The following is a 13,389-nucleotide window of genomic DNA, read 5'->3' as shown; positions in this document are numbered from 1 at the left end:
ATCAGGGTGCCGCCGACGTGGATTCGGGATCGACCACGTGCGGTTCGAGATAGACGGTGTAGACGTTGGGCGCGGCGGCCCTGATCCGGCTGTCGGCGGCGTCGATGGCCGCGCCCACCTCGGCGATGTCGAGGTCGGGCGTCAGCGCGATCCGCGCGTTGACCAGCAGGTCCTCCGGGCCGAGGTACTGCGACTGCATGCGCGGCACCGCCACGATGCGCGGATCTTCGAGCAGGGCCGCGCGAATCGCGGTGTCCTCCTTGGCCGTCGCGCCCTCGCCGATGAGCAGGCTCTTGGTCTCCACGATCAGCACGATCGCGTTGACGCCGAGCAGCAGGCCGATCAGCAGGGTGCCGACACCGTCCCACACGCCGTTGCCGGTGAGCACGGTCAGGCTCACCCCGCCGAGGGCGAAAAGCAGGCCGACCAGCGCGCCCATGTCCTCGAGCAGCACCACCGGCAGTTCCGGATTGCGGGTGTTGCGGATGAAATGCCACCAGGAGTGCTTGCCCTTCAACGGCGCCGACTCCCTGCGCGCGGTGCGGAAGCTGACGGCCTCGAGCACCATCGACACCAGCAGGATCACGATCGCGACCGACGGCGACTCGAGCTCGTGCGGGAAGCGGATCTTGTGGACCGCCTCGTTGAGCGCGAACAGGCTGCCCATCGTGAACAGGATCAGCGCCACGACGAACGAATAGAAGTACCGGTTGCGGGAGTACCCGAAGGGATGCAGCGTGTCGGGGTCCTGCTCGGCCCTGCGCCGCCCGACCAGCAGCAGCGCCTCGTTGCCGGTATCGGCCACCGAGTGCACGGCCTCGGCCAGCATCGACGAGGAACCGGTGATGAACGCACCGACGAACTTCGCGATCATGATGCCCGCGTTCGCGCCGAGGGCGGCCAGGATCGCGATCTTGCTGTCTCCACCTTCGCCCGCCATGGCACCGAACGGTACCCGGAAAGCGCCGCCGCACCGGCCGCGCGCCGGACCGTGTCGCCCAGACGCCGATCGCCGCCGCCCCGGGCGGGACGACGGCGATCGGCGGGCCGGATCAGACGGACTGGGTCCGGTACAGGTCGGGCTCGAGGTAGATCAGCCGGGCGGTCGGCACCGCGGCGCGCACCCGCACCTCGGCCGCGTCGATGGCCTCGGCGATCTCGGCGATGTCGAGATCGGGCGCGATCGCGACCTTGGCGGCGATCAGCATCTCCTCCGGGCCCAGGTACTCGGACTTGAGGTGGATCACCGAGGTGATCTTCGCGCCGTCGACCAGGTTGTCGCGGATCGCGCGATCCTGCTCCGGCGTGGCGCCCTCACCGATCAGCAGGCTCTTCATCTCCACGATCAGCACGATCGCGATGAGGCCGAGCAGCACACCGATGGCCAGGGTGCCGATGCCGTCGTAGACCGGGTCGTCGGTGACCATGGTCAGACCGACCGCGCCGAACGCGAGGATCAGACCGATCAGCGCGCCCGTGTCCTCGAGCAGCACCACCGGCAGCTCCGGGCTGCGCGAGTTACGGATGAAGTGCCACCAGCTGGCTTCGCCCTTGAGCGGCTTGGATTCCCGCACCGCGGTGATGAAGCTGAAGGTCTCCAGACCGATCGCGATGCCGAGGATGACGATCGCGACGATCGGCTGACTCAGTTCCTCGGGATGCTGGATCTTGTGGATGCCCTCGTAGATCGCGTACACCGAGCCGAGGGTGAACAGCACCAGGGCGACGACGAACGAATAGAAGTAGCGGTTGCGGCCGTAGCCGAACTGATGCAGTTCGTCGGCGTCCTTGGCGGCCGCGCGCTGGCCGAACAGCAGCAGACCCTGGTTCGACGTGTCGGCGACCGAGTGCACCGCCTCGGCGAGCATCGATGCCGATCCCGTGATCGCCGCGCCGATGAACTTCGCCACCGCGATTCCCGCGTTGGCCGTCAACGCGGCGAGAATCGCCTTCTTGCCACCACCAGCCGACATCCTGGCCCGCCCTTCTGCTCCGCTGGACACGTTCGTGCCCGCAACAGCCTAAGCGTCGATCCCGGTGGGCGCGAAGGCGGCAGCGCAGTGTGACCACGCAGCGCCCTCGGGGGTCGGCGCGGTACAGCACAGCGGATGGCGGCGAAAGACGCGCCTCGAGGTCAGTTCTCGCGGCCGACGCAGGCGCTGAACAGCTGCGCCGCGCCACCGACCGCGCGCGCCTTGATCTCGCTGTCGGCCGCCGAGATCCAGGCCGCGCTGCCGCACTCGACGGTGAGGGTGCGCCCGTCCTGGGACAGCTCGACCGTGCCCGCGGTGCACAGCACGATCCCGGGCCCGGCGTCGGCGAGCACGATCGGTTCGGCGTCGGCGGTCAGGTCGAATCGGCACAGCGCGAATTCCGGTGCGGGCGTGCGGTACCGCGCGCCGCCGTCGGGGTCGAGCTCCGGTTCGATCACCGGCAGGTCGATCGGCTCGAAGTCGAGCACGCGCAGCAGCTCCGGCACGTCGACGTGCTTGGGGGTCAGGCCACCGCGCAGGACGTTGTCGGAGTTGGCCATGATCTCCACGCCCACGCCGTGCAGGTAGGCGTGCAGGTTGCCCGCGTCGAGGTAGAGGCCCTGTCCCGGTTCGAGGGTCAGCCGGTTGAGCAGCAGGGCGGCGAGCACGCCCGCGTCGCCGGGATACACCTCGGCCAGTTCCAGCGCGGTGCGCACCTCGGCGGAGAACTCGCGCGGGCCCTTGCCCGACAGGTAGCGCACGCAGCCCTCGAGCACCGCGGGCAGCAGTGTCGACAGGGCGGCGGCGGGCAGGGTGATCCAGGTCGTGAACAGCGTGCGCAGGCCGGCCGAATCGGGCTGGGCGGCAAGCAGTTCGGCGTAGACGTCGAGCCCGGGCACGGCGAGCGCGCGCAGCAGCTCGACGGTGCGGTGCGGGTCGCGGAACCCGGCCAGCGCCTCGAAGCGATCCAGCGCGACGACCAGTTCCGGCTTGTGGCTGTCGTCGCGGTAGTTGCGCAGGGGCGAGTCGACCGGGATGCCGCTGCGGTTCTCCCGTTCGAAGCCGACCCGCGCCTGCGCCGAGCTGGGATGCGCCTGCAGCGACAGCGGTTCCTCCGCGGCCAGGATCTTGAGCAGGAACGGCAGCCGCGCGCCGAAGGTGTCGGCGACGGCGCCGAGCTCACGGACCGGGTCGGCGCTGACGACGTCGAGCAGCGAACGCCGGCCGTCGCCGTCTTTCACCCGCGCGGGGTCGGCGGGGTGGGCGCCGAACCAGAGTTCGGCCTCGGGATGGGCCGAGGGCACCGGCCGTCCGCACAGCTGAGCGAGCGCGGTGCGCGAGCCCCAGGCGTAGGAACGCAGCGCACCAACGAGTTCCTGCACTAGTAGCGTCCCCCGTCGTGGTATCGATCCGGGTCCGGCGCGGTTCCACCGCGCGCACCCGTCAGTCGGAGATAGGCGGCGGCCATGTCCAAGCGCACCGCGAGCACCGCCAGCTGCTCGATCTCGCTGCCGTGCCCGCCCCCCGCGGCGGACGTGGCGGCGGCGCCCTCGGTGGTCGGTGCCGTGCCCGGCTCGGCCAGCTGGGCCTGCAGGACGTCGACGTCGGCGTGCACCAGATCGGCGTCGACGAGCCCGCGGCCCGCGCCCTCGAACACGGCCAGCTTGCGGCGCGCGGCGGCCTGATCCGGATGCACGCTCAGCGCGAGCACCCGCACCCGGTCGACCGGGGCCGGACCGTCGAGTTCCTCGTCGTGGAACAGCGGATCGAAACCGGGCGCCGCGCCACCGGCGGCCTCGCCGAGCCTGGCGACGGCGGCGACCGTGTCGGCCAGATCGGCGGCGGCGACCACCTTGCCCGCCGACTGCAACAGCACCTCGGCGCCGTGCCCGGCCAGTTCGACCGCGGCGGGCGCGTCACCGGCCAGCACCACGCCCACCCCGTGCATGCGGGCGGCGAGGGTCTTGGCCGGATTGCGGAAGACCTCGTTGTGCGGGCCGTCGCGCAGCGCCTCGGCGTCGAGCATGTCGGCCAGTTCGGTGAGCTCGGGTGTGGCGGGCACGCTGCGCTGGGCGTCGATCCCGCGCAACACCGCGATGCCGACCGCGAGGAAACGCAGCAGGCGATTGTGGTCGAGCACCGGAACGCGCGGTTCCAGCACGATCGCGCGGCCGGCGGCCACCGCGCGCAGCGGACCCTCGTTCGGCGCCGCGATCACCACCTCGGCGCTGCGGCGGATGGCCCGGTCGACGGCGTCGATCAGGCGCGGGTCGCCCGCGTCGTCGCCGGCGACGAGTACCACGTCCAGCGGGCCCACCCACGGCGGCAGCGAGGTGACGGGCACGATCGGCAGCCCGGCCCGGTCACCGAGGGCGGCGACCAGCAGTCCGGCCGCGCGGGTGGCGCGGCCCGACCCGGAGACGAGGACCAGGCTGCGCGGACGCAACTCCGCCAGCCGATCGATCAGCGAGGTCTCGGCGACCGCCGCCGCGGTGGCGCGCACCTGCGCACCGCCGGAGGCCGCCGAACGTAAGGCACCGCCCGTATCGGCCGCCTCCAGCGACGCGGCATCGTCGAGGTCGAATACCGGTGTTCCAGCGATCATCGCCGATCCCACCTCCCCTCATCGCGCTGTGTCGTCTGCCGATCCGTCGGCGAATACAAGGTCTGTGATTCCACTATTCCAGTCAGGCGCGGACGATGGCGAGGATCTCAGTCACGAGTGTGTTTACTTCGGCCTGCGATCCGGCTTCGACGTTGAGCCGAAGCAGCGGTTCGGTATTCGAGGCGCGCAGATTGAACCAGGCGTGCTCGCCCAGATCCACGGTCACACCGTCGAGGCGATCCACCGAGACGGTCCGGTCGGCGAAGGCGGCCAGCACGGCGTCGGTGCGCTCGGCGGCGTCGGCCACGGTCGAGTTGATCTCGCCGGAGGCCGCGTAGACATCGTAGGCGGCCATCAGCTCCGAGACCGGACGCTGACCCTCGCCGAGCGCGGCCAGCACGTGCAGCGCGGCCAGCATGCCCGAATCGGCGCCCCAGAAATCCCGGAAGTAGTAGTGCGCGGAGTGCTCGCCGCCGAACACCGCTCCGGTCGCCGCCATCTCCTGCTTGATGAACGAGTGGCCGACCCTGGTGCGCACCGGCTTGCCGCCGAGCTCCTCGACCAGCTCGGGCACCGCGCGCGAGGTGATCAGGTTGTGGATGACGGTCGCGCCCGGCTCCTTGGCCAGCTCGCGCTGGGCCACCAGCGCCGTGATCGCCGAGGGCGAGACCGGCTCGCCGCGCTCGTCGACGACGAAGCAGCGGTCGGCGTCGCCGTCGAAGGCCAGGCCGATGTCGGCGCCGCTGCGCCGCACCAGCTCCTGCAGGTCGACCAGGTTCTTCGGATCGAGCGGGTTGGCCTCGTGGTTGGGGAAGGAGCCGTCGAGCTCGAAATAGAGCGGCACGACGGTGATCGGGCCGAGCGTGCCGAGCACGGCGGGGACGGTGTGGCCGCCCATGCCGTTGCCCGCGTCGACCGCGATGGTCAGCGGACGGATCTCGTCGAGGTTCACCAGTTCGCGCAGGAAGTTCGCGTAGTCGGCCAGCAGGTCGACAGTGCTCGCGGCGCCGGGCGCGCCGTCGTAGGCGGGCACGCCCTCGACGATCTCGGCCGAGATGGTGGCCAGCCCGGTGTCCTGGCCCACCGGCAGCGCGTTCGCGCGGCAGAGCTTGATGCCGTTGTAGCGGGCGGGGTTGTGGCTGGCGGTGAACATGGCGCCCGGACAGCCGAGCTTGCCCGAGGCGAAGTAGAGCTGGTCGGTGGAGGCCAGGCCGATGTGCACGACATCCAGGCCCTGGGCGCGCACGCCCTGGGCGAAGGCCTCGGCCAGTTCGGGGGAGGACTCCCGCATGTCGTGGCCGATCACGACCCGGCCCGCGCCCTCTTCGCGCATCAGCCGGGCGAACGAGGCGCCCACGTCTTTGACGAACCCCGCGTCGATCTGTTCGCCCACCACCCCGCGGACGTCATAAGCCTTGATCACGGCGTTCACGAGTTCGCCAGAGCGCGCGACAGTCGTCATGGCAGTAACCCTAGCTGGTCCGCCTCTCCGCGTACTCAGGCCATACGAGTCCGGGAGCTCGGCAGTTTTCGGCAGGTCCCGCGTGGGAAGCGCCACGGCCGGGAGGGGTGCGGAGTTACCCATGTGCTCCGGAGATCAGTGGGTTGCGCGTGTCTACGGGTCGGGCAGGACGCGCAGGTGGCCGCGGCGGCCGGTGCGGGTGGTGCGCGGCGGCGGGGGCGTGGCGTCGCGGTAGCCGGGCTGGTCGGCCTCGGCCGGACGGCGGCGCAGGCCTGCCTCGCGGACGGCTTCGGCCAGTGCGGTCAGGTCGTCGTCGTCCGGGGTGCTCGAGGAGAACCCGCCTTCGTGGCGCACCAGTTCCCAGCCCTTGGGGGCGGTGATGCGGCAGGCGTGGGTTTCGCACAGATCCCAGGAATGCGGTTCGGCGACGGTGGCCAGCGGTCCGACGACGGCGGTCGAGTCGGAGTACACATACGTCAGCGTCGCTACAGCCGGGTTCTTGCAGCCGGGTCGGCAGCAACGACGCATGGGGATCACGACGTCGAGATTAGCCGTCCGTATCGCAAAAGTGGATACGGACACGCCCTTATTCGGGCTCCGGATCGATCAGATCGGGGTCTACGCCGAGATAGGTGGCGATCTGCTGGACCAGAACCTCGCGCAACAATTCGACGAGATCGTCGGGATCGGCGGCGCGCAATTCCAGTGGTTTCCGGAACAGCACCACCCTGGCTCGGGTGGCCGCGCCGTGCCGGTCCACCCCGGCGGGGATCAGCCGCGACAGCGGCACCGGGCCGTCGGCCACCACCTCGTCCGGCCAGGTGACCGAATCAGGGTGCAGCGGACGGATTTTCGGGACGTCGTCGACGGCGATGTCGAGCTTGGTGAGCCGGTCGTGCCACCGGGTGTCCAGGGGCGCGAAGGCCTCCAGCACGAGCCGATCGAATTTCTGGCCCCTCGTGCGCCACGCGGGAACGGTGGGCGGGAGCATGGGTCCGCGGACACCACGGCCGCGGCGGGTCACCGAACGCGCGGTGGGTGCCGGGGGATGACGCCGGGAACGTGCCATGGAACTCGTCCACCTCTCTCGCCTGCACTGCATCGTGCCCGTCGAGCCGGTAGACGGCGCGACCCTGGGCGTTCGCCCGAAGCACCGACGTACTGCGCCTGCGTGCTCCGGGCTGGAGCCTCAGAGTCTACTTTCGAACATTCTCTCAGCCGATTCCACGCTTCAGCCTGCGACGCTCCCGTTCGGAGAGACCGCCCCAGATACCGAAACGTTCGTCGTGCGCCAGCGCGTACTCCAAGCACTGGTCACGTACCTCGCAGCCCAAGCAGATGCGCTTGGCCTCACGGGTCGAGCCGCCCTTCTCGGGGAAGAACGCCTCGGGGTCTGTCTGGGCGCACAGTGCACGTTCCTGCCACTGCTCTTCGATGGAGTCGAACATCTCGTCGAAGCCCGGCACGACCAGACTCAGCCGGGGAGCCGCGACCTCGTTCGCCACGTCCGGTTCCGGCCAGCTCATATCGGCGCAGACAGCGTGAGCTGCGCCTGCTGTGGAATCGGTCGGCGAGACCATGTCTTCGGTCATCGTTCCGCCTCCTCACTATGTGTTAGCGCAGAATGATTCTTTCCGCCGGGCGGCCGATGCAGACCCCGGCAGCAAAACACCGCGACGTAGTCTCGCGGGCTTCCCCGAACCTGTCTTCCGGCGAGCCAACTCGCTCTCGCAAACGCCCCCGCGCCATGTCTTCTCGCGGTGACCGGAATGACATGTCTGTGATTAGACACGCCGCACGCGCCGGTGGTCAACCCGCCGTCACCCTTCCGTTACACTCGCGACCCGCCTTTCGTTTTGATCTTGTTATGTGCTGTGGCAAATGACCAGCAACTTTGCCGGAATTCGCCGCGGAACAAGTCCGCCACGCGCACCGCATAGGCTGTGACCCTGTGACTGCACAACACGCGGTGCGCAAGCCCCAGATCGCCGTTCTCGTCGGCGGCGTCGGCGGTGCGCGGTTCCTCCAGGGCGTCAGGCGGCTGCTGCCCGACGCCGACATCTCGGCCATCGTCAACGTCGGCGACGACGTCTGGATGCACGGTCTGCGGATCTGTCCCGACCTCGACACCTGCATGTACACCCTCGGCGGTGGCATCGACCCCGAGCGCGGCTGGGGCCACGCGAACGAGACCTGGCACGCGAAAGAGGAGCTGGCGAAATACAACGCCCAGCCCGATTGGTTCGGCCTGGGCGATCGCGACATCGCCACCCATCTCATCCGCACCGAGATGCTGCGCGCCGGATATCCGCTGTCCGCGGTCACCGAGGCGCTGTGCAATCGGTGGCAGCCGGGTGTCCGTTTGATCCCGGCAACCGACGACCGTTGTGAAACCCACGTCGTCGTCAGCGATCCCGACAACGCCGGCGAACGTCGCGCGATCCATTTCCAGGAATGGTGGGTGCGGTATCGCGCGGCGCTGCCGACTCACGGATTTGCCTCGATCGGGGCGGAACAAGCCTCCCCGGCCCCGGATGTGACCGAAATCATAGCCTCCGCTGACGCGGTGTTGCTGGCCCCGTCGAATCCCGTCGTGAGCATCGGCGCGATCCTCGCGGTGCCCGGGATCAGGGGCGCGCTGCGCACCACCGAGGCCGCGGTCATCGGGCTCTCGCCGGTGATCGACGGAAAACCGTTGCGGGGCATGGCCGATGAATGCCTGTCGGTGATCGGCGTGGAATCCACCGCCGAGGCGATCGGGCGCCACTACGGCGCGCGCTCGGCCACCGGCATCCTCGACGGCTGGCTGGTGCACTCCACCGACACCGCCGAGGTCCCCGGTGTCGAGGTGCGCAGCGTGCCGCTGCTGATGTCGGACCCGGACGCCACGGCCGAAATGGCCCGCGCCGCACTGGAACTGGCGGGAGTGAAACCGTGACCGTGCTGCCCGACCACGCGGCCGACGAGCTGCGGATCCTTCCGGTGACCGGGCTGCCGGAGTTCCGGCCCGGCGACGACATCGCCGAACACCTTGCGGCCCAGGCACCGTGGCTGGCCGACGGCGACGTCGTCGTGGTGACGAGCAAGATCGTCTCCAAGGCCGAGGGCCGCATCGTCACCGCCCCGACCGACCCCGACGAGCGCGACACCGCGCGCCGCAAGCTCGTCGACGACGAGGCCGTGCGGGTGCTCGCCCGCAAGGGCCGCACCCTGATCACCGAGAACCGGCTCGGCATCGTGCAGGCCGCCTCCGGCGTGGACGGTTCCAATGTGGCCGAGGGCGAACTCGTGCTGCTGCCCACCGATCCCGACGCCAGCGCCAAGGCGTTGCGCGCCGCGCTGGCGCAGCGGCTCGGGGTGAACGTGGCCGTCGTCATCACCGACACGATGGGCCGGGCCTGGCGCAACGGCCAGATCGACGCGGCCATCGGCGCGGCGGGTCTGCGGGTGCTGCACGACTACGCGGGCGCGGTCGACGGACAGGGCAACGAACTGCACGTCACCCAGGTGGCCGTGGCCGACGAACTCGCCGCGGCCGCCGATCTGGTCAAGGGCAAGCTCGGCGGCGTCCCGGTCGCGGTGGTGCGCGGGCTGCGCACCGACGACGACGGGTCGAGCGCGGCGGCGCTGCTGCGCGGCGGCGTCGACGACCTGTTCTGGCTCGGCACCGCCGAGGCCATCGAGCGGGGCCGCAAAGAGGCTGTGCCGCTGCGGCGTTCCGTGCGCGCGTTCGCCGCCGAACCGGTCGAGCCCGAGCGGATCAGGGCGGCGATCGCGGCCGGCCTCACCGCGCCCGCTCCGCACCACACCCGCCCTGTGCGCTTCGTCTGGCTGCGCACGCCCGAGCTGCGCACGCGCCTGCTCGAGGCGATGGCGGCGAAGTGGCGGGCCGATCTCACCGCCGACGGACTCGCGCCGGAGCGGGTGGCGCGCCGGGTCGCGCGCGGGCGCATCCTGTTCGACGCGCCCGAGGTCGTCATCCCGTTCTGCGTTCCCGATGGCGCGCACGACTATCCGGACGCCCGCAGGCAGGCCGCCGAGCGGACGATGTTCACCGTGGCCGTCGGCGCCGCGGTGCAGGGGCTGCTGGTGGCGCTGGCGGCCGACGGTCTCGGCAGCTGCTGGATCGGGTCGACGATCTTCGCCCCCGAGGTCACCCGCGAGGTGCTCGGCCTCGACGATGACTGGACGCCGTTGGGCGCCATCGCGATCGGGCACCCGCTCGACGAGCCCGCGCCGCGCGAGGTCGGCGAGCCCGGCGCCGGACTGGTGGAACTGTGAGCGCGGAGTCGCTGCACGCCTCCGCGACCGCCCTGCTCACCGAATGGAAACCGGGAGCGGGGCAGGACGGCTCGCTGCGCGAGGCGATGCTCGCCTTTCTCGGCTCCGCGCCGCGCGGGTGCCTGCGCGAGCACGCGCCGGGCCACATCACGGCGTCGGCGATCGTGTTGTCGCACGATCGGCGCGAGGTGCTGCTGACGCTGCACCCCCGGGTCGGTCGCTGGATCCAGCTCGGCGGTCACTGCGAGCCGTCGGACGAGACCGTCGCCGACGCCGCGCTCCGGGAGGCGGTCGAGGAGTCCGGCATTCCCGACCTGCGGCTGACGCCCGGTCTCTACGGCGCCCAGGCCCATCCGATCACCTGCTCGCTCGGCGTTCCGACGCGGCACCTGGACCTGCTCTTCGAGGTGATCGCGCCGGCCGGCGCCGTGCCGGTGCGCAGCGCCGAATCGGCGGATCTGCGGTGGTGGCGGGTCGACGAGCTACCGGCTGGCGCCGATGTCCTGTTGCCACCGTAAAGGGCTCTTGCAATAGATCTGTGACCTGCGAAGACAGCGACCGCGCCCAGGTGGGTGCGGTCGCTGTTCCGTTATCGGGCGGTTGCGGCTTTACAAATCTGCTGATTTGTCTAGACGCCGGACAAATCGACCCCTATCGTCTGTGACAGAGAGTTACGCACATCACAGGTGTGATCTGTGCCGCAGGATGGAGACGACGATGTCTACAGATGCCAACGCGTCCGAACAGCGGGTGGCGCCCCCGCAGTGGCGCGATTCCAAGCGCTATCTCTGGCTGTGGGGCCTGTTCGCCCCGACCGGCCTGTTCACGATCGCGATCCCGCTGATCTGGGGTCTCAACCAGCTCGGCTGGCACCGGCTGGCCGAGGTGCCGTTCTGGCTCGGCCCGGTGCTGGTGTACCTGGTCATCCCGCTGGCCGACCTGTTCTTCGGCCCCGACGGCAACAATCCGCCCGACGAGGTGATGGAGTACCTGGAGAACGACAAGTACTACCGGTACCTGACCTATCTGTACCTGCCGTTCCAGTACGCCTCGCTGGTCTTCGCCTGCTACATCATCACCGCCGACAACCTGCACTGGCTGGGCTTTCCCGGCGGCGCGAACGTGATCGACAAGATCGGCATCGCGATCAGCGTCGGCATGATCGGCGGCATCGGCATCAACACCGCGCACGAACTCGGCCACAAGAAGGTCGACCTGGAACGTTGGCTGGCCCGCATCGCACTGGCGCAGTCGTTCTACGGGCACTTCTACATCGAGCACAACCGCGGCCACCACGTCCGCGTCGCCACCCCGGAGGACCCGGCCAGCGCCCGCATCGGCGAGACCTTCTGGGCCTTCTGGCCGCGCACCGTCGTCGGCAGCCTCCGCTCCGCCTGGCATCTGGAGAAGGAGCGGCTGCACCGCCTGGACAAGGGCCCGTGGACGCTGCGCAACGACGTGCTCAACGCGTGGGCGATGTCGGTGGTGCTGTGGCTGGGGCTGATCCTGGCCTTCGGCATCGAGGTGCTGCCGTATCTGATCCTGCAGGCCGTCATCGGGTTCAGCCTGCTGGAGTCGGTGAACTACCTCGAGCACTACGGGCTGGTCCGGCAGAAGACCCCGTCGGGGCGCTACGAACGGCCCGCGCCCGAGCACAGCTGGAACAGCGACCACTTGGTCACCAACATCTTCCTGTACCACCTGCAGCGGCACAGCGACCACCACGCGTACCCGACCCGGCGGTACCAGACGCTGCGCAGCTGGGACGGCGCGCCGAACCTGCCGAGCGGCTACGCCAGCATGATCCTGATCGCCTACTTCCCGCCGATCTGGCGCAGGGTCATGGACAAGCGCGTGCTCGCGCACTATTCGGGTGATGTCACCCGGGCCAATATCGAACCCACGCGCCGGGAGAAGGTCCTCGCGCGCTACGGCCGGCAGGGAGATCCGGCATGAGTGCGTTTCGTTGCCCCGTCTGTGATTATGTCTACGACGAGACGAAAGGAGCCCCGCGGGAGGGATTTCCGGCGGGCACGCCGTGGGCGTCGGTTCCCGACGACTGGTGCTGCCCGGACTGCGGGGTGCGGGAGAAGATCGACTTCGAGGCGGTAGGAGTATCGCGGTGACCGAGTACAAGCTCTACCAGTGTGTGCAGTGTGGTTTCGAGTACAACGAGGCGCAGGGCTGGCCCGACGACAACATCGCGCCGGGCACCAAGTGGGAGGACATCCCCGACGACTGGACCTGCCCGGACTGCGGCGCCGCGAAATCCGACTTCTTCATGGTCGAGATCGAACGTTCGTGAGCGTGGCGGGCACGTCGCGCACGGGAGCGCGCATCCCGTACCAGGAGGCGGCGCGGGAACTGCTGCGCAGCTCGGTCCTGGACGGGATGCGCGAGCTGCTCACCGAGCGGGACTGGTCCAAGATCACCCTCGGTGACGTCGCCGCGCGCGCCGGGGTCAGCAGGCAGACGCTCTACAACGAGTTCGGTTCGCGCGCGGGCCTCTCGCAGGCCTACGCGCTGCGCCTGGCCGACGAGCTCGTCGATCACGTCCGCGAGGCGCTCGACGACAATGTCGGCGACGCGCGCGCCGCGATCCGGGTCGGCATGACCGGCTTCTTCTTCGCCGCCGCGGCCGACCCGCTGGTGCGCTCGCTGCTGGCGGGGGAGATGAAGCCGGACCTGCTGCGCCTGATCACCCTCGACGCGGGGCCGTTGCTCGCGCACGCCACCGCGCGGCTGGCCAATGTGTTCCAGCACAGCTGGGTCGACGCGACCGATTCGGAGGCCGATGTCCTCGCGCACGCGCTGGTGCGCATCGCGCTGAGCTACATCCCCAATCCGCCCGTGCCGGAGCGGGACGCGCCCGCGGAGATGAGCGCTCTGCTCAGCCCGTACGTCGAAGCGATCGTGCAGGTACGCGGCATCCGGACCCCCGTGGGTGACGCCGGTCACTCCGGTGCCTGAGGCGGCCTGAATCGCCCGCGTGTAACCATCACCACGTTTGCCGAATTGGCGCTGTGTAACGCGCCCGGGGTCTGTCAGTATTCACATCGGTCGGCGAT

At 69.8% G+C, this 13,389-nt stretch carries 15 protein-coding genes; 7 read left to right on the top strand and 8 right to left on the bottom strand.

Annotation, left to right across the window (positions count from 1 at the left end; translation table 11 throughout):
* Position 1 precedes the first annotated feature (1 nt).
* From DFR69_RS06450 to DFR69_RS06415, 8 genes are all read right to left on the bottom strand, one after another.
* Entirely contained in the window at positions 2-940 is a 939-nt protein-coding gene (locus tag DFR69_RS06450) for a cation diffusion facilitator family transporter (RefSeq protein WP_110036502.1), read from the bottom strand.
* Between the two features lie 112 nt (positions 941-1,052).
* Positions 1,053-1,973, bottom strand: coding sequence for a cation diffusion facilitator family transporter (locus DFR69_RS06445; protein WP_110036501.1), 921 nt, complete (start codon positions 1,971-1,973; stop codon positions 1,053-1,055).
* A 161-nt stretch (positions 1,974-2,134) separates the two neighbouring features.
* Complete coding sequence (manA, locus tag DFR69_RS06440) at positions 2,135-3,355, bottom strand: mannose-6-phosphate isomerase, class I (RefSeq protein ID WP_110036500.1); 1,221 nt, start codon at positions 3,353-3,355, stop codon at positions 2,135-2,137.
* Positions 3,355-4,578 (bottom strand): tobH protein, encoded by a 1,224-nt coding sequence (locus tag DFR69_RS06435; protein WP_110036859.1) that lies wholly within the window; start codon positions 4,576-4,578, stop codon positions 3,355-3,357. Before DFR69_RS06435 ends, manA begins: the two co-directional genes overlap by 1 nt.
* A gap of 82 nt (positions 4,579-4,660) precedes the next feature.
* Entirely contained in the window at positions 4,661-6,040 is a 1,380-nt protein-coding gene (locus DFR69_RS06430; RefSeq protein ID WP_110036499.1) for a phosphomannomutase/phosphoglucomutase, read from the bottom strand.
* A gap of 153 nt (positions 6,041-6,193) precedes the next feature.
* Positions 6,194-6,568, bottom strand: a complete 375-nt coding sequence (locus DFR69_RS06425) for a DUF3499 domain-containing protein (RefSeq protein WP_373867096.1) — start codon at positions 6,566-6,568, stop codon at positions 6,194-6,196.
* 58 nt (positions 6,569-6,626) lie between these two features.
* On the bottom strand, positions 6,627-7,109 hold the full coding sequence (locus DFR69_RS06420; RefSeq protein WP_208643915.1) for a metallopeptidase family protein: 483 nt from the start codon (positions 7,107-7,109) through the stop codon (positions 6,627-6,629).
* Between the two features lie 145 nt (positions 7,110-7,254).
* Positions 7,255-7,488, bottom strand: a complete 234-nt coding sequence (locus tag DFR69_RS06415; protein WP_167456194.1) for a WhiB family transcriptional regulator — start codon at positions 7,486-7,488, stop codon at positions 7,255-7,257.
* 503 nt (positions 7,489-7,991) lie between these two features.
* Between DFR69_RS06415 and cofD the strand changes: the two genes are divergently transcribed.
* The 7 genes from cofD to DFR69_RS06380 all read left to right on the top strand — a co-directional run bounded on the left by cofD (position 7,992) and on the right by DFR69_RS06380 (position 13,291).
* The gene (gene cofD, locus DFR69_RS06410) at positions 7,992-8,978 is read left to right on the top strand and encodes a 2-phospho-L-lactate transferase (protein ID WP_244198116.1); all 987 of its coding nucleotides are present in this window, start codon (positions 7,992-7,994) and stop codon (positions 8,976-8,978) included.
* Positions 8,975-10,321, top strand: coding sequence for a coenzyme F420-0:L-glutamate ligase (locus DFR69_RS06405; RefSeq protein ID WP_110036495.1), 1,347 nt, complete (start codon positions 8,975-8,977; stop codon positions 10,319-10,321). Before cofD ends, DFR69_RS06405 begins: the two co-directional genes overlap by 4 nt.
* On the top strand, positions 10,318-10,839 hold the full coding sequence (locus DFR69_RS06400) for an NUDIX hydrolase (protein WP_110036494.1): 522 nt from the start codon (positions 10,318-10,320) through the stop codon (positions 10,837-10,839). Before DFR69_RS06405 ends, DFR69_RS06400 begins: the two co-directional genes overlap by 4 nt.
* A gap of 199 nt (positions 10,840-11,038) precedes the next feature.
* Entirely contained in the window at positions 11,039-12,277 is a 1,239-nt protein-coding gene (locus tag DFR69_RS06395; protein ID WP_110036858.1) for an alkane 1-monooxygenase, read from the top strand.
* Entirely contained in the window at positions 12,274-12,447 is a 174-nt protein-coding gene (locus tag DFR69_RS06390) for a rubredoxin (RefSeq protein WP_110036493.1), read from the top strand. The genes DFR69_RS06395 and DFR69_RS06390 overlap by 4 nt, the downstream gene beginning before the upstream one ends.
* Positions 12,444-12,626, top strand: a complete 183-nt coding sequence (locus DFR69_RS06385) for a rubredoxin (protein WP_110036492.1) — start codon at positions 12,444-12,446, stop codon at positions 12,624-12,626. Before DFR69_RS06390 ends, DFR69_RS06385 begins: the two co-directional genes overlap by 4 nt.
* Positions 12,623-13,291: a TetR/AcrR family transcriptional regulator gene (locus DFR69_RS06380; protein WP_244198115.1), complete on the top strand. Its 669-nt coding sequence runs from the start codon at positions 12,623-12,625 to the stop codon at positions 13,289-13,291. The genes DFR69_RS06385 and DFR69_RS06380 overlap by 4 nt, the downstream gene beginning before the upstream one ends.
* Positions 13,292-13,389 lie beyond the last annotated feature (98 nt).

Origin of the sequence: Nocardia neocaledoniensis (assembly GCF_003182135.1) — a bacterium.
GTDB lineage: Bacteria > Actinomycetota > Actinomycetes > Mycobacteriales > Mycobacteriaceae > Nocardia > Nocardia neocaledoniensis.
Note: the sequence above shows the minus strand (reverse complement) of the source record. Positions and strands in the feature narration are given on the sequence as shown.

What these genes read in the sequence shown, in the direction of transcription:
- DFR69_RS06450 (WP_110036502.1), bottom strand. Translation starts at nt 940, where the DNA reads ATGGCGGGCGAAGGTGGAGACAGCAAGATCGCGATCCTGGCCGCCCTC.
- DFR69_RS06445 (WP_110036501.1), bottom strand. Translation starts at nt 1,973, where the DNA reads ATGTCGGCTGGTGGTGGCAAGAAGGCGATTCTCGCCGCGTTGACGGCC.
- DFR69_RS06435 (WP_110036859.1), bottom strand. Translation starts at nt 4,578, where the DNA reads ATGATCGCTGGAACACCGGTATTCGACCTCGACGATGCCGCGTCGCTG.
- DFR69_RS06420 (WP_208643915.1), bottom strand. Translation starts at nt 7,109, where the DNA reads ATGGCACGTTCCCGGCGTCATCCCCCGGCACCCACCGCGCGTTCGGTG.
- DFR69_RS06395 (WP_110036858.1), top strand. Translation starts at nt 11,039, where the DNA reads ATGTCTACAGATGCCAACGCGTCCGAACAGCGGGTGGCGCCCCCGCAG.
- DFR69_RS06390 (WP_110036493.1), top strand. Translation starts at nt 12,274, where the DNA reads ATGAGTGCGTTTCGTTGCCCCGTCTGTGATTATGTCTACGACGAGACG.
- DFR69_RS06430 (WP_110036499.1), bottom strand. Translation starts at nt 6,040, where the DNA reads ATGACGACTGTCGCGCGCTCTGGCGAACTCGTGAACGCCGTGATCAAG.
- DFR69_RS06425 (WP_373867096.1), bottom strand. Translation starts at nt 6,568, where the DNA reads ATGCGTCGTTGCTGCCGACCCGGCTGCAAGAACCCGGCTGTAGCGACG.
- DFR69_RS06415 (WP_167456194.1), bottom strand. Translation starts at nt 7,488, where the DNA reads ATGTTCGACTCCATCGAAGAGCAGTGGCAGGAACGTGCACTGTGCGCC.